This is a genomic window from Metabacillus rhizosphaerae (assembly GCF_037201795.1).
Taxonomy (GTDB): Bacteria; Bacillota; Bacilli; order Bacillales; family Bacillaceae; genus Metabacillus; species Metabacillus rhizosphaerae.
The window spans coordinates 302,136-321,330 of record NZ_CP147403.1 but is presented as its reverse complement, the minus strand read 5'-3'; the positions used below and the strand labels follow the sequence as shown (position 1 = coordinate 321,330).

General features: G+C 37.1%; 19 protein-coding genes and 1 pseudogene. 15 read left to right on the top strand and 5 right to left on the bottom strand.

All coding sequences use genetic code 11. The features are described 5' to 3' along the window. Positions 1-12: 12 nt before the first annotated feature. Positions 13-570: a tyrosine-type recombinase/integrase gene (locus WCV66_RS01625; RefSeq protein WP_338787754.1), complete on the bottom strand. Its 558-nt coding sequence runs from the start codon at positions 568-570 to the stop codon at positions 13-15. A gap of 247 nt (positions 571-817) precedes the next feature. On the opposite strand from WCV66_RS01625, the gene WCV66_RS01620 reads away from it, so the two are divergent. The 3 genes from WCV66_RS01620 (at position 818) to WCV66_RS01610 (ending at position 3,811) form a co-directional block, all read left to right on the top strand. Then, positions 818-1,954 carry an AI-2E family transporter gene (locus WCV66_RS01620; protein ID WP_066333666.1) on the top strand — a complete coding sequence of 379 codons (1,137 nt, stop codon included), beginning with the start codon at positions 818-820 and terminating at the stop codon, positions 1,952-1,954. A gap of 218 nt (positions 1,955-2,172) precedes the next feature. Next, positions 2,173-2,793, top strand: a complete 621-nt coding sequence (locus WCV66_RS01615; RefSeq protein ID WP_338787753.1) for a DUF47 domain-containing protein — start codon at positions 2,173-2,175, stop codon at positions 2,791-2,793. 19 nt (positions 2,794-2,812) lie between these two features. After that, positions 2,813-3,811, top strand: a complete 999-nt coding sequence (locus tag WCV66_RS01610; RefSeq protein ID WP_066333660.1) for an inorganic phosphate transporter — start codon at positions 2,813-2,815, stop codon at positions 3,809-3,811. Between the two features lie 152 nt (positions 3,812-3,963). Here the strand turns inward: WCV66_RS01610 and WCV66_RS01605 are convergent, their stop codons facing one another. After that, positions 3,964-4,722, bottom strand: a complete 759-nt coding sequence (locus tag WCV66_RS01605; RefSeq protein WP_338787752.1) for an AAA family ATPase — start codon at positions 4,720-4,722, stop codon at positions 3,964-3,966. 589 nt (positions 4,723-5,311) lie between these two features. On the opposite strand from WCV66_RS01605, the gene WCV66_RS01600 reads away from it, so the two are divergent. Beyond that, the gene (locus tag WCV66_RS01600) at positions 5,312-6,223 is read left to right on the top strand and encodes a diacylglycerol kinase (protein WP_066333648.1); all 912 of its coding nucleotides are present in this window, start codon (positions 5,312-5,314) and stop codon (positions 6,221-6,223) included. Between the two features lie 93 nt (positions 6,224-6,316). Further along, positions 6,317-7,696 carry a 23S rRNA (uracil(1939)-C(5))-methyltransferase RlmD gene (rlmD, locus tag WCV66_RS01595; protein WP_338787751.1) on the top strand — a complete coding sequence of 460 codons (1,380 nt, stop codon included), beginning with the start codon at positions 6,317-6,319 and terminating at the stop codon, positions 7,694-7,696. A 50-nt stretch (positions 7,697-7,746) separates the two neighbouring features. Here rlmD and WCV66_RS01590 read toward each other — a convergent pair whose 3' ends face one another. Together WCV66_RS01590 and WCV66_RS01585 are read right to left on the bottom strand one after the other, a co-directional pair. Beyond that, positions 7,747-8,115 (bottom strand): site-specific integrase, encoded by a 369-nt coding sequence (locus WCV66_RS01590; RefSeq protein ID WP_338787750.1) that lies wholly within the window; start codon positions 8,113-8,115, stop codon positions 7,747-7,749. Between the two features lie 20 nt (positions 8,116-8,135). Then, positions 8,136-8,312, bottom strand: a complete 177-nt coding sequence (locus WCV66_RS01585) for a tyrosine-type recombinase/integrase (protein ID WP_338787749.1) — start codon at positions 8,310-8,312, stop codon at positions 8,136-8,138. 54 nt (positions 8,313-8,366) lie between these two features. Between WCV66_RS01585 and WCV66_RS01580 the strand changes: the two genes are divergently transcribed. From WCV66_RS01580 to WCV66_RS01535, 10 genes and pseudogenes are all read left to right on the top strand, one after another. Further along, a complete protein-coding gene (locus WCV66_RS01580; protein ID WP_338787748.1) occupies positions 8,367-8,678 on the top strand; it encodes a TetR-like C-terminal domain-containing protein in 312 nt (103 codons plus the stop codon). A gap of 372 nt (positions 8,679-9,050) precedes the next feature. Continuing rightward, positions 9,051-9,695, top strand: coding sequence for a TetR/AcrR family transcriptional regulator (locus WCV66_RS01575; protein ID WP_338787747.1), 645 nt, complete (start codon positions 9,051-9,053; stop codon positions 9,693-9,695). 466 nt (positions 9,696-10,161) lie between these two features. Further along, a complete protein-coding gene (locus WCV66_RS01570) occupies positions 10,162-11,358 on the top strand; it encodes an MFS transporter (protein WP_338787746.1) in 1,197 nt (398 codons plus the stop codon). A 97-nt stretch (positions 11,359-11,455) separates the two neighbouring features. Then, entirely contained in the window at positions 11,456-12,166 is a 711-nt protein-coding gene (locus tag WCV66_RS01565; RefSeq protein WP_338787745.1) for an SDR family oxidoreductase, read from the top strand. 115 nt (positions 12,167-12,281) lie between these two features. Continuing rightward, positions 12,282-12,524, top strand: a pseudogene (locus tag WCV66_RS01560) (aldo/keto reductase); the annotation flags it as partial. A 40-nt stretch (positions 12,525-12,564) separates the two neighbouring features. Beyond that, a complete protein-coding gene (locus tag WCV66_RS01555) occupies positions 12,565-13,416 on the top strand; it encodes an aldo/keto reductase (RefSeq protein WP_338787744.1) in 852 nt (283 codons plus the stop codon). 161 nt (positions 13,417-13,577) lie between these two features. Further along, entirely contained in the window at positions 13,578-14,561 is a 984-nt protein-coding gene (locus tag WCV66_RS01550) for an aldo/keto reductase (RefSeq protein WP_338787743.1), read from the top strand. A 65-nt stretch (positions 14,562-14,626) separates the two neighbouring features. After that, complete coding sequence (locus WCV66_RS01545; RefSeq protein WP_338787742.1) at positions 14,627-15,424, top strand: SDR family NAD(P)-dependent oxidoreductase; 798 nt, start codon at positions 14,627-14,629, stop codon at positions 15,422-15,424. A gap of 87 nt (positions 15,425-15,511) precedes the next feature. Beyond that, complete coding sequence (locus WCV66_RS01540; protein ID WP_338787741.1) at positions 15,512-15,829, top strand: putative quinol monooxygenase; 318 nt, start codon at positions 15,512-15,514, stop codon at positions 15,827-15,829. 687 nt (positions 15,830-16,516) lie between these two features. Then, entirely contained in the window at positions 16,517-17,677 is a 1,161-nt protein-coding gene (locus WCV66_RS01535) for an NAD(P)/FAD-dependent oxidoreductase (RefSeq protein WP_338787740.1), read from the top strand. A 1,120-nt stretch (positions 17,678-18,797) separates the two neighbouring features. Here the strand turns inward: WCV66_RS01535 and WCV66_RS01530 are convergent. After that, positions 18,798-19,130 carry a DUF4363 family protein gene (locus WCV66_RS01530; RefSeq protein WP_338787739.1) on the bottom strand — a complete coding sequence of 111 codons (333 nt, stop codon included), beginning with the start codon at positions 19,128-19,130 and terminating at the stop codon, positions 18,798-18,800. Positions 19,131-19,195 lie beyond the last annotated feature (65 nt).

The following is a 19,195-nucleotide window of genomic DNA, read 5'->3' as shown; positions in this document are numbered from 1 at the left end:
TCAACTCACTTTCTATAGATTTACGTCAAGCTTGATTTGTACTGCGGATTGGGTTGTCACTCCTATATATTGTCGTGTTTCCGAAGGGGTGGAGTGCTGGAGTCTTTTTTGAATGAGAGAGATTGCAATTCCCTTTCGATAGGCATGGTATCCGAATGTTTTGCGAAGCGTGTGTGTACCAATTGATTCGCTAATTCCTGCTTGTTTAGCGGCCTCATTAATAATTCGATAGGCTTGCTGGCGGGTAATTGGATCGTTGGATTTTCTAGATTTAAAAAGGAAATCGTTAAAATCTAGTGACCCATCTAAAATACAGGATTTTAATGCGTTACGAACTTGTAAGTTAAGGTATACCGGAGGATTTGTGTGTACCGAAGATTGGAGGTAATGATAGTATTCACCAGTTTCGGTCATAAAATCTTTTACGTGCAAATGTAATAAATCATGGATTCGAATACCTGTATTTATGCCAAGCATAAACAAACAGTAATCACGAGGTGAGCGACACTCTAAATATGACTTAATAGAAAGAATTTGTTGTTCATCTTTAATTGCTTCTACAGTTTTCATTCAAAATTACCCCTTTATGTTACATAATATGATTATATCATAGGATTATGTTACATGGTATGAATAAGCCTCAGAGTTGGCTGAAAAATTTTAAGTAAATTAATAAAGTATTTATTGTTTAAGGTGCCCAAAGTGATTTACAACATTGCGAAATTAAAGGTACTATTAATATGTAACTTAAAATACGAAGGCTCATGTTTCGATATGGAGTTCTTATTGTTTTGAAGTATTTGAGAGGGGAAAGTTGATGGAAAATTCACGTCATCCAAAAGCTGAGATATTTAAAAAGCTAATATTAAATAATCGTTTTGTGCTTTTTTTAATGATTTTATTATTAATTGGAATAAATATATTAATCTTTAGAGAAGTCTCGTTTATCTTTACACCATTAGAAGTTCTGTTTAAAACAGTGCTTTTACCTATTATGATGGCAACAGTGCTTTATTATTTGTTAAATCCAATTGTTAACTATCTTGAAAAATTAAAAGTTAAAAGGGTCTATTCAATCCTTTTGTTATATCTCATTATTATTGGCTTAATCAGCATTTTAATTGTATCTGTTATCCCTTTTTTACGAGAGCAAATTATGAGTTTAGTTCATAGCTTTCCACAATATACGAAAGATGTAGAAGAATTGATTGAACAGATTGTTGGAAGTCAGTTTGTTAATGAGGCCCAAAAAACATTAAATATTAATGTGCCTGATCTAGCCAATAATATTTCTAATCAGGTTTCAAAAATAGTAAACAATACATGGATGGGAATTGGAGTTTTTGTAGGAGCAGTCAAGGACTTCATCTTAGCATTAATTATCATGCCATTCATTTTGTTTTATTTATTAAAAGACGGAAAAAAGCTGCCTAAATATATTTTAAGTTTATTGCCAGTGTCATTTCGTAGCCAGACCTTTGATGTTATGAAGGAAATCAATAATAGTATTAGCCTTTATATTAGGGGACAAATTATCGTCAGTTTTTGTATCGGGTTTTTATTATTTATCGGTTTTTTAATCATAGGCCTTGAGTATGCTTCCTTGTTAGCTCTCATAGCAGCTTTTACAAGTATTGTCCCTTATTTAGGACCTGCAATTGCGATTACTCCAGCATTAATTATCGCGATTGTTACTTCACCGATCATGCTACTTAAACTAATTATTGTTTGGACGGTTGTCCAACTAATAGAGGGGAAATTTATTTCTCCACAAATTATGGGGAGAAATCTTCATATCCATCCAATTACGATTATATTTGTTATCCTAACAGCAGGAAATCTATTTGGGGTAATCGGGATTATTTTGGCGGTCCCAGGATATGCCGTTTTAAAGGTTATTATTACCCATTTGTTTGAGGAGTTAAAAACTAGAAGTGAATTATATAATGATTAATCGAATCGATAATTTTAGCAGAGGTGTAATAGCCTCTGTTTTTTTGCCTATAAAACGCATGTATGAATAACCGTATTATTGGAAAAATAATCAAAACCAAAAACCCTAATGTAAAGGTTTTGTAAATTTTATATAAATATATTGTAAATTCGACAAAATGCAATAAAATAAGACATTGGGTGAAGAAAAAATAGATAGAATCTATGGAGGGTTTTCTAATGGTGTTTGGATCAAAAAAAGATGTGTTTTTTGAGAAGATTTTAACGGTTGCTAAAAATGTAGAAGAATCTGCAAAATATTTAATTGATCTAAAAGTAAAAAATGTTAGTGATCTAAAAGCAATAGCATCAGTAATGAAAAACTATGAGAGTAAAGGCGATACTTACATACATGAGTTGATTGTTGATTTAAATAAGACCTTTATTACACCAATTGAACGCGAAGATATTTTACAGTTAGCAATGAAAATGGATGATATATTAGATGGCTTAGAGCAATGTGTAGCCTATTATGAAATGTTCTCTTTTACAGAATTTGATGAGCACATCGATAAATTTGTAGCTTATATTTATGATAGTACTATCGAAGTTACTAAAGCGATGGAATTATTATCAAACAAGAAATTGCTTGATATGAGAGCACATGCAATCAAAATTAAGGATATCGAATCAAAAAGTGATGAGCTTTTAAGGGTATCAATTAAAAATTTATTTGCTACACAAAAAGATCCTATTAAAATCATGCAACATAAGGAAATATATGAAATGCTTGAGAAAGTTACAGATAGCTGCCAAGATGTAGCGAATACAATCGAAACTATTATCATGCGTAACGCATAAGGGAGCGTTAATAATAATTATGGATACACTTCTATTACTAACAATCTTAGTTGTTATTTGTGCGTTAGCATTTGATTTTATCAATGGGTTTCACGATACAGCAAATGCTATTGCAACTTCTGTGTCTACACGTGCTTTGTCACCAAGAAAGGCGATTATTTTAGCTGCTGTAATGAACTTTGTCGGTGCTTTAACTTTTACCGGTGTAGCTAAAACTATAACAAAGGATATTGTGGATCCTTTTGCACTTGATAATGGTTCAGTTGTCATTTTAGCGGCTCTTATTGCCGCGATCGCTTGGAATCTTATCACATGGTATTATGGTATACCGAGTAGCTCCTCCCATGCGTTAATTGGTTCTATAGCAGGTGCAGCAATTTCAGCAGCAGGTTTTGGTATCCTGAATTGGAATGGATTTATCAAAATCCTTCAGGCGCTACTTATTTCACCATTTTTAGCTCTAGCTTTTGGATTTGTCATGATGAGTCTGTTTGCTGTTCTATTCAGAAGAACGAATTTATACAAATCTAATAAAGGCTTTAGGTTATTTCAAATTGGGACAGCTGCTCTACAATCATTTACACACGGAACAAATGATGCTCAAAAGGCAATGGGGATTATTACAATGGCGCTTATTGCTGCTAATTACCAAACATCTTCAGATATTCCGATGTGGGTTCGTCTATCAGCTGCGACTGCAATGGGAATTGGTACGTCCATCGGTGGATGGAAAATCATTAAGACAGTTGGCGGTAAAATTATGAAAATCCGTCCGGTAAATGGAGCGGCCGCTGATCTAGCTTCAGCACTAATTATTTTCGGGGCAACTACTATTCACCTCCCAGTTAGTACAACTCATGTTATCTCTTCTGCTATTATGGGGGTTGGTTCTGCTCAACGTGTAAAAGGCGTAAAATGGGGAGTAGCTCGAAAAATTGTTATAACATGGGTAATCACTTTACCAATTTCAGCTATTTTAGCAGGAATAACTTATCAAATATTAAATTTATTTTTTTAAGATGAAATACAATCCGTACTTATAGCATTGATTTTTACTATATAAATGATAAAGGACTCTACTTCTTTTAAGTAGGGTTCTTTTTTTTCTTGATAAGTGCTTAGCTCAGTCTAGTGGCTAGTAGCATTGGTCGAAGGCGAACCCTTTAATAATTATTCCTTTAGTAAATGATGGATTAATCGCTCTCTATCATCAAAAAATTGCTTCATAATCGAATAATGATTTGTATCCTCGAGCCTTGATTCATTGATACTTGATTCTGTTAGTTCTAAAATTTTCGCTTTAGGATAGGACATAATAATTGGCGAGTGTGTAGCAATTATAAATTGTGAGTTTTCATTCACCAAATCATTAATCCTTGTTAACATGGATAATTGTCTTAATGGCGAAAGGGCTGCCTCTGGTTCATCTAAAATATAGATACCATTACCCCGAAAACGGTTTGTAAAAGTTGCGAAGAAGGCTTCCCCATGTGATTGCTCGTGAAGTGATACTCCACCGAAGGAGTCAATAATACGCGGTCCGTTCGATTCTGGGTCATTGTCTAATTCTTCAATATTTGAAGCAACATTGTAAAAGCTTTCCGCACGAAGGAAAAAGCCATCTTTTGGCTTCGTTACCCCTTTCGTTATACTGAGGTAATTTTCGAGGTTTGAATGAGAATCATATGTTGTGAAATTGAAGTTCAAAGATCCTCCCTCTGGATTAAACCCAATTGAAATCGCGATAGCCTCTAATAATGTAGATTTACCCATACCGTTTTCACCAATAATAAAGGTTACGTTAGGGTGAAGGGATAGTTCATTTAAGGACTTAATGCTAGGTAAAGTAAACGGATAGGTATTGAATGAAGGAACCTCGTCTTTTTTGAGTTTTATACCTCTAATATATTGCTGATTAAACATACTCATAATAAGCCTCCGCTAAAAAATTACCTTTTCTCCTATTTTAGCAAAGTTTTTAAATTACTTCTGTGCTTTTCTCCGTTCATAACAATTAAAAAGTAATCTTTCGTTCTGTGGGGGATAAGAAACATTATAAAAAGAACAATTGGTGAAATTGATAATTAAAAACTTTACTTTTCTTTAAAAACATGGTGATAATAATAGTTGGGCATTTAACGGAAAAGAAGTTTTGTTGTCGCTTAAATTGGGCACATTATTGATATAGCTAATATTTGCGATTCTTGTACATATTGAATAAAGTTATTGCTTAACCACCATAAAATTTTGGCTTATTGCAGAGTCTATATGGTGAGTGCATTAGTTTATATTTTTTATCGGTTAAGAAAGTATAAAATTTTGTACTTAGTTTTGGTGTCTAGCTCCAGGCGCCATCGGCTCGAGGTCATAAGTCAAGTAGGAATTGAAGGTATAGTGCACCTTCTATTCCTACTCGCCTTATGCTTGTCGCCGATAGGCGGGCGCCTTGCGCTTTTCTTATACTATCTCGGTAGTGTAAATATGCAAAATACATTCTTTAGATAATAGGATGATGGGGATGAAAAAGGCAAGAATTATCTATAATCCAACTTCAGGTAGGGAGCTTTTTAAAAAGCATTTACCAGAGGTATTGCAAAAATTTGAACAAGCTGGGTATGAAACGTCATGCCATGCAACAACTTGTGAAGGAGATGCAATTCAAGCTGCTAAGGTTGCTGGTGAGCGGGGCTTCGATTTGATCGTAGCAGCAGGTGGAGATGGGACAATTAATGAGGTAGTTAATGGAATAGCTGAGCTTGTAGAAAGGCCACAACTTGCAGTCATTCCAGTTGGAACAACTAATGACTTTGCAAGAGCGATTGGGATTCCATTAAACAATGTTATTCAGGCAGTTGAGGTGATATTAAATGGTGAGCCTCAAAAAATTGATATCGGTCGTGTAAACGATCATTATTTTATAAATATTGCAGGTGGAGGTCGTTTAACTGAGCTTACATATGAAGTGCCTAGTAAGCTAAAAACAATGGTCGGGCAGCTTGCTTATTATTTAAAAGGAATGGAAATGCTACCGTCTATCCGTCCTTCTGAAGTGGAAATTGAATATGATGGTAAGCTTTTTCAGGGTGAAATTATGCTATTCCTAGTGTCACTAACGAATTCAGTTGGCGGCTTTGAAAAGCTAGCTCCAGATTCCAAGTTAAATGATGGAATGTTTGATTTATTAATCTTGAAAAAAGCGAACTTGGCTGAATTTATCCGTGTCGCTAGTTTGGCTTTAAGAGGCGAACATATAAATGATGAGCACATTATTTATACAAAAGCGAATCGGGTAAAGGTTACAAATAATGATAAAATGCAGTTGAACTTAGATGGTGAATACGGTGGCCTGCTTCCAGGAGAATTTGTTAATCTCTATCAGCATATTGATGTGATGATGTCATCTGACAAAGCTAGACAAATGGAGGAATAGAAACTTGGCAGAATGAGGCCAGGTTTTTTTCTTGATTGCGCATTATACTACGATTAAATAAGAAAATTAGTTTGCATGAAAAGGAAGAACAAAATGCCAAAATTACAAGCACCCGTTTTGAAAAATGAATATTACGAAGTAACCTTTGAAGACTTAACTCACGAAGGTGCAGGTGTTGCCAAAGTAGAGGGGTTCCCTATTTTTGTAGAAAATGCACTCCCAGATGAACGTGGGAAAATTAAAGTGATTAAGGTGAAAAAGGGATTTGCTTTTGGTCGTTTAATTGAACTATATGAAACAAGCAAAAATCGTATTGAAGCACCTTGCCCAATCTACTCTCAATGTGGAGGGTGCCAGCTTCAGCATTTTAGTTATGAAGGTCAACTTAACTTTAAGAAAAAGCAAGTAGAACAAGTGCTTGCACGAATTGGGAAGCTAGATCTTAACAACGTAAAGGTTCATCCAACACTCGGAATGAATGATCCATGGAATTATCGAAATAAGGCACAAGTCCCTATAGGAGAGCGGGAAGGTGGACTTGTAGCAGGCTTTTATCAAAAACGAAGCCACGATATTATTGACATGGAACGTTGCCTAATCCAACAAGCTGAAAATGATGACGTAGTTCAGGCTGTAAAGAAAATATGTGAACAGTACGGGATTCGCGCTTATAACGAAGAAAAGCATAAAGGATGGTTACGTCACATAATGGTGCGCTATGGCCTCGTTACAAAAGAAATGATGGTCGTATTCGTAACGAAAACCAATGACTTTCAGCATAAGCATGAAATCATTTCACAAATTACCGAACTATTTCCTCAAGTAAAATCTATTGTACAAAATATAAACAACAAACGCACGAACGTTATTTTCGGCGATGAAACAAAGGTGCTCTGGGGAGAAGAATATATCTATGACAAAATTGGTGATGTGAAGTTTGCCATTTCAGCTCGTTCCTTTTATCAAGTAAATCCTGAGCAAACAAAAGTGCTTTACGATAAGGCTTTAGAATATGCAGGGCTTACAGGTGAAGAATCAGTTATTGATGCATACTGCGGGATTGGAACCATATCACTATTCCTTGCCCAAAAAGCTAAAAAAGTATTTGGTGTTGAGGTTGTCCCAGAAGCAATAGAAGATGCAAAGCGAAATGCAGAGCTAAATGGAATTACAAATGCTGAGTTTGCAGTTGGAGAAGCTGAGGCTGTTATTCCTGAGTGGAATAAGCAAGGGAATAAAGCAGATGTAATTGTAGTGGATCCGCCACGAAAAGGCTGTGATGAAACCTTACTTAAGACAATACTGGACATGAAGCCTCATCGGGTAGTGTATGTTTCCTGTAATCCTGGGACACTTGCGAGGGATCTGAATGTACTTGAGCAAGGTGGGTATGAGACGATTGAGGTGCAGCCGGTGGATATGTTTCCGCATACGACACATGTAGAGTGTGTAGCGCATCTAAGCTTGGTTTAACAGGATTTTTAGGGCGATGGATTTGTGGTTGACCACATTTTGACCACCTTTTATCCATTGCCTTTTAAAATTGCTTTTCCGAATTTTCTTGCTGTTTCTTTCTGCATATTTGGTGTGACATGTGAATAAGTATCAAGAGTTGTTTTTATACTAGTATGTCCTAACCGTTCTGCTACAATTTTTGGATTTTCACCAAGCTCCATTAAGATGGTTGTATGGGTATGTCTTAAATCATGAATTCTTATTTTAGGAACACCAGCATTCTTAATAATAGCACCAAATTTTAAAGCCAAGGTACGTGGGTAAATGGGGTGTCCATTTTCCCGACAAAAAATTAAATCGTAATTCTGATATGATTCACCAAAAAGCAGTTTGAATTCATTTTGTGATTTTTTATATTTTTTTAATTCCTTGACCACATTTTCATATACAAGGATGCTCAGTTGTGAGCTTTCGGTTTTGGTTCTGTAAAGCGGAATCCATCCTCATCATAAACAAGGCTTTGTTCAATATTGATATATCCTGTTTCAAGGTCTATATCTTGCCATCTTAAACCAAGAAATTCTCCTCTTCTCATTCCTGTATGAATAGCTAAAAGGAAAATAGTATAATACATTTCATTTTCATGATCAGCAAACTTTAAGAAGCTATTTGCGAAAATGCATCTGAAATGGATTTTGTTGAAGGGAATCTAATTTGGTTTGAATACTTTGAACGTAATTATTCTTTTTTTTCGACTATGTTAGCAAGCAGTGGAGCCCCTTCTTTCCGTAATCGTTTCCTTGAGTTTGTCATCGAAGAATTAAAAGATGAAGTAGATATAACCGAAGAAAAAAATAAAGGATTAAGTAAAGATGTTATTCTTAAATTTTTTGGAACAGCTATCGTTGGTATAGTGGAATCGTATTTCACGAATGGAATACCTGAACCGGCTCAAGTCGTGGCAGAACAAGTAGGGATTTTGTTAGAGAGGAATCTATAGATATCTCGTATTATAATTCCCTTAATTTAGAGGTGAAAGTATAGGTTATTGGTGTAAGAATTTTGTCTTTCACCATTTAATTAAAGGGGGCAAGAGTTGAACAAAGGGTTGCTGCGGCAGTTCTTTTTCTTATTCCACTACCATGAAAATAAGTTTCTTCAAGAACAGAAAAATGACAATACTTAAGAAGACCCTGCTCAATCGTTTAAAAAAAGAGGAGAGCGGTAATAAATAAGTATAGATTAGGTTGACTGGATTAAGATCAGTATCAGTATCAGTATTGACACTTCCTAACCATTTTCATTCTCTGTGGTGCAACACTGATTTTGTGCTGCATGGATGGCTAGCGAGTTAGTTTAATAAGAATAGTTGTTGATTGTAAATATAGTTGTTCTTCAGAACCACTTGACTTTAATCGAACGTTCATTTAATATATGGCATATGAGACATAAAGATGAAAACAAAAACGAAAGCATTTTTAATGCAACAATAGAGTTAATAAATGAACAGGGTCTTGCCGAAGTTTCTATGTCGAAGATCGCTAAAAAAGCCAAGGTATCTGCTTCAACTATTTACGTTTATTTTGAAAATAAGGAGGATTTGCTTAATAAATTATTTTTGAATGTCAAAAAGAAGATGAGTCTAGAAATATTCAACAATTTCGATGATTCAACTCCATTACAAATAGCATTTGAAACTTCTTTAAGAAAATTTATTCATTTTATCTTGACCAATAAAGATTACTTTTTGTTTATTGAGCAGTTTCAAAATTCACCCCTACTTCACAAAATCTCTCTTGAAGAAAGTATAGAATTGTTTGAACCGCTCTATAATAGTTTATTTGAAAAAGGGAAGCAGCAACATGTTTTTAAACAAGTTGATACGAATCTGCTGGTTATCTTTACTTTTAGACCGGTCATTGAATTTGCTAAAGAACATTTTAATGGAAATTCTGAATTGAATCAGGAAAAAATGAACGAAATTATTCGTATGAGTTGGGATGCTATAAAAGCTTGAAAATCGATTCCATTGAAACTTTTCATTCAGAGGGAGCAAATGGTTAAATCTGTATTAGTTAACTCCATTGTATAAAAAACATGCTCTCTCTGATAAAAATATATATTGACTATAATCGAATGTTCGTTTAATATATAACGAGTGGAAGTTAATATTTTTTTAGGGTTAAAATGAACGAACATTCGATTAATATTTAGGTTCTAAGTAGCTAATTCCTTTCAGTCTTTCCGTTAAGGTGTACAGAATGAACATAAAGAAAGAGGTTAAAATAGCTAATTATTAATTTGATTATAAATAAACGAACATTCGTTTATTATTGAAGGATGGTGATGTTATAAGTATCCACAATGGTACAAATCCAGATCTTCCGTCTATGAAACAGGTGACGTATCTGTTCATGCTATTTATAGAAATGCATTACCAAAAAGTTAAGATTTATAATGAATGAAAGTAGGAGAGGGATATTATGTCTAAACGAAATAGCTTGTTTATATTTATACTAACCATAGGAGTTTTCGGCATCTTAAATACTGAAATGGGTGTTGTTGGCATTTTACCTTTAATTGCTGAACACTTTCATGTCAGTGTATCCACAGCAGGGTTGCTAGTGAGTTTCTTCGCACTTGCAGTTGCTATATCTGGTCCAATTTTACCTTTATTGTTCTCTGGTATAAATCGAAAGAAGGTATTGTTACTTGTACTTGGTGTTTTCGTTCTGGGTAATATTGTCTCCATATTTGCACCAAACTTTACAATTGCATTAATTGCTCGTGTGATTCCAGCCTTTTTACATCCAGTTTATATCTCAATAGCTTTGACAGCAGCAGCTAGCTCAGTTCCCCAGGCAGAAGCTCCAAAAGCTATTTCTAAAGTAATTTTGGGAGTTTCTGCAGGTATGGTAATAGGTGTACCAATCACTACCTTTATTGCTAATACAACTTCGGTTGAAAATGCGATGTTATTCTTTGCTATCGTGAATGCTGTAGCATTCATTGCTATGTTACTATTTGTACCATCTATGCCGGTTAAGGAAAGACTTTCTTACGGAACACAATTAAGCGTATTAAAAAAACCAATTTTATGGCTATCCATTTTTGCTGTCATATTTATAAATGCAGCAATATTTGGGGTTTACACTTACCTTGCCGAGTATCTCGAAACTATTACTAAAGTATCAGGGGAAACGATTAGTTTAATGTTAGTTATATTTGGTGTGGCAAGTTTAATAGGAAACCTCGTGGGAGGGACGTTACTTACTAAAAATGCCATCAAATCTGTAGTGTCTTATCCATTCGCATTAGGAGCCATTTACATCTTATTACTCCTAATGGGGACGTTCACTGCACCTATGTTTATCATTGTTTTGCTATGGGGAGTATTATTTGCTGTTGGTAATAATATTAGCCAATATTGGATTGCGTCTGCAGTTCCAGAAGCTCCTGAATTTGCTAATGGATTGTTTCTAGCATTTGGTAGCTTAGGAATAACCATTGGTTCGGCAGTAGGCGGATTGTTTATATCGGGCATGGGTATCCAATACGTATTGTTAGCAGGGGCTCTATTCTTGATATTGAGTATAGTGTTTATTTTACTGAGAAACACCATGTATAGTTCCAAAAAACAACTAATTCAACATTCTATAAAAGTTGCCAATCATTCTTGATTTATATCCTTGTCCTATTTCCTTGATAGGATTAGCAGTTAAAAATGTAAATTGCCCTAACCAAGGTTATTAGGAGGAGAGAAATGGAGGATTTTAAATGTCACAGGATAATAAAAAAGTTGCTTTTGTCACCGGCGGGAATCGAGGAATTGGATATGAGCTGGTTAAACAATTGGCTTTGAAAGATTTTAAAGTTATTTTGGCAAGTCGGGATCCAAATATGTGTCATGAAGCTGCCCAAAAACTTAAGGAGTCAGATCTGGATGTTTCGTTTGTGATGATGGATGTAGACGATAAAGAAAGCATCCGTCAAGCTGCGATTACAGTAAATGAAAGGTATGGAAGATTAGACGTATTGATTAATAATGCTGGCGTGTATTTGGATGAGTATAAAAGGTTATTGACTATGGACCCTTCCATTCTAGAGAAAACGATGGCAACTAATTTCTTCGGCGCTTACCATGTCATCCATTCCTTTATTCCACTCATGGAAAAGCAAGGCTATGGGCGAATTATTAATGTTTCTTCAGAACTTGGGGCGATGAGAGAAATGTCCGTTCAAGGAACAGGCGCCTATAAGTTGTCTAAACTTGCCTTGAATGGATTGACACAATTGGTAGCTGCAGAAATCAAAGGAGACATCAAAATAAACGCAGTCTGTCCGGGATGGGTAAGTTCAGATATGGGTGGACCATCCGCTCCAAGAACTCCAAAGCAAGCAGCTGAGTCTATCCTTTGGTTAGCGTCTATTGGAACTGAAGGACCTAATGGGGGATTCTTCAGAGATGGAAAACCAATCGATTGGTAACATTCGAACATTATAAGCATCCTTTTTCTATTAAATGAAAAGTAATGGTAGCTATATTACGTCTATTCGTAAGTGAGAACCAATCAATTAGAATATGTGTTTTCCCTCAACATCCGATTCAGACCGGAAAGTGGTAGAACGAGTAGTATAATTGGCGGCAAAACGCGGTGTTCTCCGCGCTCAAATCACGCTTGCTTGGTTGCTGCAAAAGGAGCCTATTACTTCTCCTATAATTGGGGCTACGAAAATGTCTCATCCCGAAGATGCGGTAGCTTCTCTTCTGATTACCTTAACACCTGAAGATATTAGCTTCCTGGAAGAGCCGTATGTACCGCATCCAGTGCTTGGTTTTAATTAATAATTAAAATAAATAATAAAAGAATTAGGAGGATTACAAAATGCAAAAAGTAATTTTGAACAATGGTGTGGAGATGCCTATTCTCGGTTTTGGTGTTTATCTGATTGAAGATGCAAATGAATGTGAACAAAGCGTTTATGATGCCCTTATGGCAGGCTATCGTCTGATTGATACCGCTGCTGCATATCTAAATGAAGAAGCGGTTGGCAGAGCAATCAAACGGAGTGGGGTGCCAAGAGAGGAAATATTCATTACTACGAAAGTTTGGATTCAGGATGCCGGTTATGAGAATACAAAAAAAGCATTTGCAAAATCACTAGAAAAATTGCAAGTGGATTATTTGGATTTGTTTTTAATTCATCAGCCTTTTGGAGATGTATATGGTTCTTGGCGTGCTATGGAAGAATTGTATCGTGAGGGAAAGATCAGGGCAATCGGAGTCAGCAACTTCAAGATGGACCGTCTAGTAGATTTAATGGATCATAATGAAGTGATTCCTGCCGTAAACCAGATTGAAACACATCCTTTCACCCAGCAAATTGAAAGTGCTAAATTTATGAAAGAGAACAATGTTCAGATAGAGTCCTGGGGTCCTTTTGCCCAAGGAAAAAATAACATCTTCCAAAATGAAGTTTTAGTATCAATAGCAGAAAAGTATAATAAATCCGTTAGTCAGGTGATTTTACGTTGGTTAACACAAAGAGAAGTCATTGTGATTCCAAAGACTGTTCGTAAAGAAAGAATCATCGAAAACTTAAATATCTTTGACTTTGAATTAAGCCAAGAGGATATGGAGACGATTACTACTTTAGATACGAAAAAAAACCTTATCTTTGATCATAACGATCCTGAAAGCGTGAGAATGATCGGTACCCGTAAATATGATATTTAATTCTAATACAATGAAGTACCGAGAACAATATTACAAGTGAGTGTAAACTTTAAAAGCAAGCTAACAATTGATATCCATACATGTTTATTTAATGATGTTTGTCGAATGATAAACAGCGTTTATGAGCTATATTACATCTATAAGAAAGAGGGATGAAACAAATGGAATATGCAAAACTTGGAAATACAGGTTTGGATGTATCACGGATTTGCCTGGGTACGATGGGCTTTGGTGTACCATCAGAGCGCTGGCCCCAAAAATGGGTAATTGATGAGGAGAAGAGCCGTCCGATTATTAAAAAGGCACTAGAATTAGGGATCAATTTCTTTGATACAGCAAATGTGTATTCAGACGGAATGAGTGAGGAATTTGTGGGACGTGCTTTAAGGGATTTTGCAAATCGGGATGAAATCGTCCTTGCAACAAAAGTTCATTTTCCAATGCACGACGGTCCAAATAGTGTTGGACTTTCTCGAAAGACGATTATGAGCGAAATTGATAAAAGCCTTAAACGCCTTGGTACAGATTATGTGGACCTCTATATTACCCATCGGTGGGATTACAATACTCCAATCGAAGAAACGATAGAGGCATTGCATGATGTTGTGAAGGCCGGCAAGGCAAGATACATTGGTGCTTCTGCCATGTACGCATGGCAGTTCCAGAAGGCGCTTCATGTGGCTGAGAAAAATGGATGGACAAAGTTTGTATCCATGCAGAACCACCTAAACCTCATGTACCGTGAGGAAGAAAGGGAGATGCTGCCGCTCTGCAAGGAAGAAAAGATCGCCGTCACCCCATACAGCCCGCTCGCATCGGGAAGATTGACACGTGATTGGTCGGAAACAACGCTTCGTTCGGAAACGGATCAAGTTCAAAAAACGAAGTATGATGCAACAGCAGACGCCGATCGATTAATCGTAGAACGTGTTGCCGAACTCGCAGAAAAACATGGTGTTCCACGCGCTCATATTGCCCTTGCCTGGCTGCTGCAGAAAGAACCGGTAACAGCTCCTATTGTCGGTGCTACAAAAATCTCTCATCTCGAAGATGCAGTAGCTGCTCTTTCCGTTTCGTTAACACCGGAAGATGTTGCATACTTGGAAGAGCCGTATGTACCGCACGCAATCGTTGGCCATAGTTAATTGTGACATAACGACATTTAGATGATATTTAATACATGTAATTATGGGGAAGTGGGGATGACTTAATGGAAGATGTGAATATTGGAAAACTGACATCAAAGACATTGGAAGGACGCGTGGCACTTGTCACAGGGGGTAGCGCTGGGATTGGCTTCGGCGCTGCTAAGCGCTTATCCGAGGCGGGAGCATTCGTCTACATTGTCTCGCGTCGACAAGAACAGATTGAACAGGCGTCAGCGCGGCTCGGAACATCGGTGCGTGGCATCGCTGTTGATGTTACGAAGAAGGACGATTTGGAGCGTCTCGCCGAGACCATCCAGAAAGAGCACGGAGGCCTCGATATCATCTTCGCAAATGCTGGTGGAGGCAAACCCATCGCATTCGAAGAGCTCACCGGGGAGGACATCGACCACTTGTTGGGTGTCAATATCAAGGGCGTAATCTTTACCGTTCAGACAATGCTTCCGATTCTCAAGGACGGCGCTTCCGTTATTCTGAACGCTTCGATCACCGCCGACATGGGGCTTCCTGGTTTTGCGGTTTATGCGGCGACCAAGGCAGCCGTCCGTTCGCTTGCACGCAGCTGGACCACAGACCTCAAGCATCGGGGCATCAGAGTGAATTCGGTTAGCCCGGGCGTTGTGCCGACAGAGGGATACCGCACCGAGCAAAAAATGACCGAAGAACAGGTGGCCGATTACGCGCAACGAGTCACGAGTGAGATTCCTATAGGGCGTGTCGGGACGCCGGAAGATATTGGTGACGCCGTGGTCTTTCTGGCTTCTTATGCGAGCAGCTTCATTACGGGTATTGATCTGGTGGTCGATGGCGGGCAGACACGAGTGTATGCGGGGAAAAATTGATCGGTGGTCGATCAACATACTTTTGCTCGTTGAACGTAAAGCCAGATGACATTCGGGCTCTGCTAACTAAAAAAGGGGGGATGACCAATGCAAACCTTAAAACCAGACGAACAACACATCATTTGCGAAGTAAGTTGTGAAACGCCGAACCGCGAAAAGGTAAAAGAACTTCTCCTGGAACTTGTAGGACCTGCACGTCTTGAGGAAGGGTGCCTTTACTACGATTTATACCAAAAGATTGAAGACCCCAACACTTTCTATATCCTTGACGGTTGGGTTAATGAAAAAGCTGTTGCTGAACACGCTCAGCATCCTAATGTGGCAAGAGTTATGGAAGTTTTGAGCCCATTACTTCTGTATGCTCCGAAGATCACACTGAGCCACCGCGTAAGCGATCCGTCATAATTGCAATATTGACTATAAGGAGAAACGGAAATAGGAATTGGTCTATTCTTTTTAGGTTCACTGATTCCTGCAACTCGGTATTATGTTTAGTCTGTACAGTTCCTTCGTACAGCTCGGCTTTGCCACGGGCGCCGACATCGGGGGAATCACCGTGGGAGGCTTGTCGATAATGGCGATCACTTGCACTGGATCAGTGCGCTATATAGATTATAAAGTATTGATTGTACACCTGTTTGAAATGGAGACTAAAAGAAAAAAGGTATAATCCCTTGCAATTATGAGGTATTATACCTTTTTTCAATAGGGCATTTTTACAGTGCCTTTAGCTTCTATCGGGTTGTTTTTAAAAATTATTGAGTTCTTATTCAACTATTCTTAGTTAAAGCATCTTCAAGAAAATCAAGCTCTAGTTGATTTACTTAAAAAGGTTACAGAACAGAAAAATGCAACTCTTGCCCAAATTGCCCTTGCCTAGCTGCTAGCTCAAAAGCCGTGGATTGTTCCGATCCCAGGTACGCGAAAAATAAATCAACAGCCATTTATTTTATCGATGTCGGGAGAGATGTAATTGGTTAATATCAAATATTTCTTTTTTACTAGAGTTATCGACATCAATCAATAATTTGAAACAGGGGGGACTTCTTCAACTATCGGGGCAAGTTAGTTGTAGGATAAGGAGAAAATACAATGACTGAAAAAAATGTAGGAAAGGATAATTTCCTGAGTGAATCAATCAATGACACTTTTACCGAATTCATTCAAGAAGCAAATGAATCTGCTGTAGTTGTCGGTGCGTCGCTTTCTGGACTAATGGCAGGGATTGCTCTTGCGCGAGTTGGGTTAAATGTTACAATTTTAGAGAGAGCTGGAGCGAAACCACGTAGTGGCGCTGTTCTTCAAGTTGACAGTGGAGATATTGATCGAACTATAACAGCGAAAGTCTTAAGAAAACTTGCTTCTGGTGGAATTAAGTCTGTTGAGGCTTGGTCATCTGTACAGTCTCGATTGCGCGCAGAAGCCGAAGCTGATCCTAGAATCGACTTACGTTATGATACTCGCGTTCAAACTGTTAATCAGGACGACGACTCTGCTTGGGTTGTGACGGATAAGGGAGAGACATTCCGCGGAGATATTTTGATTGGTGCTGATGGTCACCGCAGCACGGTGCGACATCATGTTGCACCGCATAAACCGGACGCAACTTTTGCGGGATACTTGATATGGGTAGCTATTGTAGATGAGAATGATATCCCTGAAGAACATCGACCTAGTCGTAATGCCCCGATGACTACTATGCCAGATGGTATTGGTGACTTTTTACTCGGTTCTATTGTTGCTGGAACAGACGGTTCTCGCGCTCTAGGACAAAGACGAGTAGGATGGGCTTGGTACGATAACACTCGAAATGATTTGTTACGTCGTCTTGGATGTGTGGAAGGAAATGTTGTGCGACATTCACTTAATGCTCCTGACATTCCAGAACAGACACTGATTGAGCTAGCTGAACAAGCTTCTGTTAGATGGCCTCAACCATGGTTAGACGCGACTCTTCATAGCATTCAAACACGTAACCTTACAGGAACACCGATTGCCGAATACGTTCCTGATAATCTTGTGAAAGGACGTATAGCAATCGTTGGAGATGCTGCACATGTACCTACACCACTCACTGCATCGGGATTTAATGCTTCATTACAAGATGCTGCTACCTTGGCCGACTGTGTTGCAAAGGGAATACAAGGAACTGCAGCAGCTGAGGCTCTTTTGGAATATGAGTCTCGCCGTTTAAAGAATGTACGTCAGATTGTGCAATCAGGACAACCTTTCAGTCGCTCTTTTGGACGATAAATGTAGCAATTTTAATTAAACTTCCTATATTTAGAAAATGAAAATGGTGGAATGTCTTAAGAATAGTTTAGAATGACATAGCGTCGTTATAAAACTCTCTTCTTATGTGCGCCTAATATGGTTGACTTCAAGATAGGGGATAGCAGCATCAACTTCGGGGCGGTACATCTGAAGGAATTCCGTTTCTGTAAGAGCGACATTTACCCACCCAATAACTGTTTTTAAGTAATAACACCTTTAAATTAATAACAGAAGGAAAGTCGATTTTCCTAATTAGGAAGATCGGTTCTTTTTTCTGTGACTTTGTGAAGAATTGTACTTAAACTCCCTCAGTTTAATTCAATTTACTCTTAAATGCTCGCTTATAAAGCCACAATAGTTGTCAAATAAATAATATCAAGGCGCCTAATAGGTGCTTTTTTATTTCTATATAATAAGTAAAATGCGAGTGGTTAAGTGAAATTAAAACTGACACCCATAATGGGTGCCAATAATTGACCACGAAACATATAGAAAGGATATAACTTTATTTTCTCTTCTTAAATAAAAGGGATATATCTCTAAATTATAGGATTGTTTTAATCCATGTTTCTTCATAATTATATTCAAATATGAAAGAACTTAAAGAATATGGTTTGCTATTATATTTCCAATATTAGAAAAGGTGGAGGTTTGAACTTAAAACCTCCTCTAATCAAAGTTATTCTTTATAAAAAATCTGAGTCGTAAAATAGGTATATACATTTATTTGAGGTAATAACAATTTGACCACATGACCACAAAATGACCACACACTTAAGTTTTTTAAGTGAATGAAAGTAGTCTAAAAGCAATGAAGGGATTGGATAATATACACTTAAATCAATTAAATAAAGTAAAATAAACAATGGTTTAAAAAATACCTAATACGACACATGTGGAGTGCTGTTCACTACTTGTAAGAAAAGATAATTAAAGATGTAATAGTGAGTAGAGAGCCTTCCCTGAGTTGGGAGGCTCTTAATTAATTGTCATGAACTACGGAGACAAATAGCACTGACCTTTAGAGTAATCACCTGCTTGTTCCCTAATAAAAAAAGACTTTTCTAAGCCTGAGACTCAGTAAGTCTTAGCATATTTCTTAAAATGAATAAATATGTTCAATTAGCGTTTTTACAGTTTCCAATTCCATCCTTGAATCTGTACGATCTTTTTCTTCAATTAGTATCCTTAATCTGCTAATAGTCTCATAAAGATCCTTATATTCAGCTTCCCCACCTACTAATTGTACTTTCCAAAGATTTTTATCATAATAACTACTCAAATCATCCATTTGTTTTTTTGCAAGAACCCAATCCTCTTTATTTAAGTAGTGTTCCAAGTTAGCAATTTTTTCATTGAATTCATCTTTGCCAAATTGATTTGTACTTACTAATAAGATAATGGCTATTAATAAAATCGGATACTTTTTCATATCAGCCTCCTAAGTCATTCCTCTTTTAACGTACCCCAAGCCTTCTTTTACCAAAAACTCGGTAT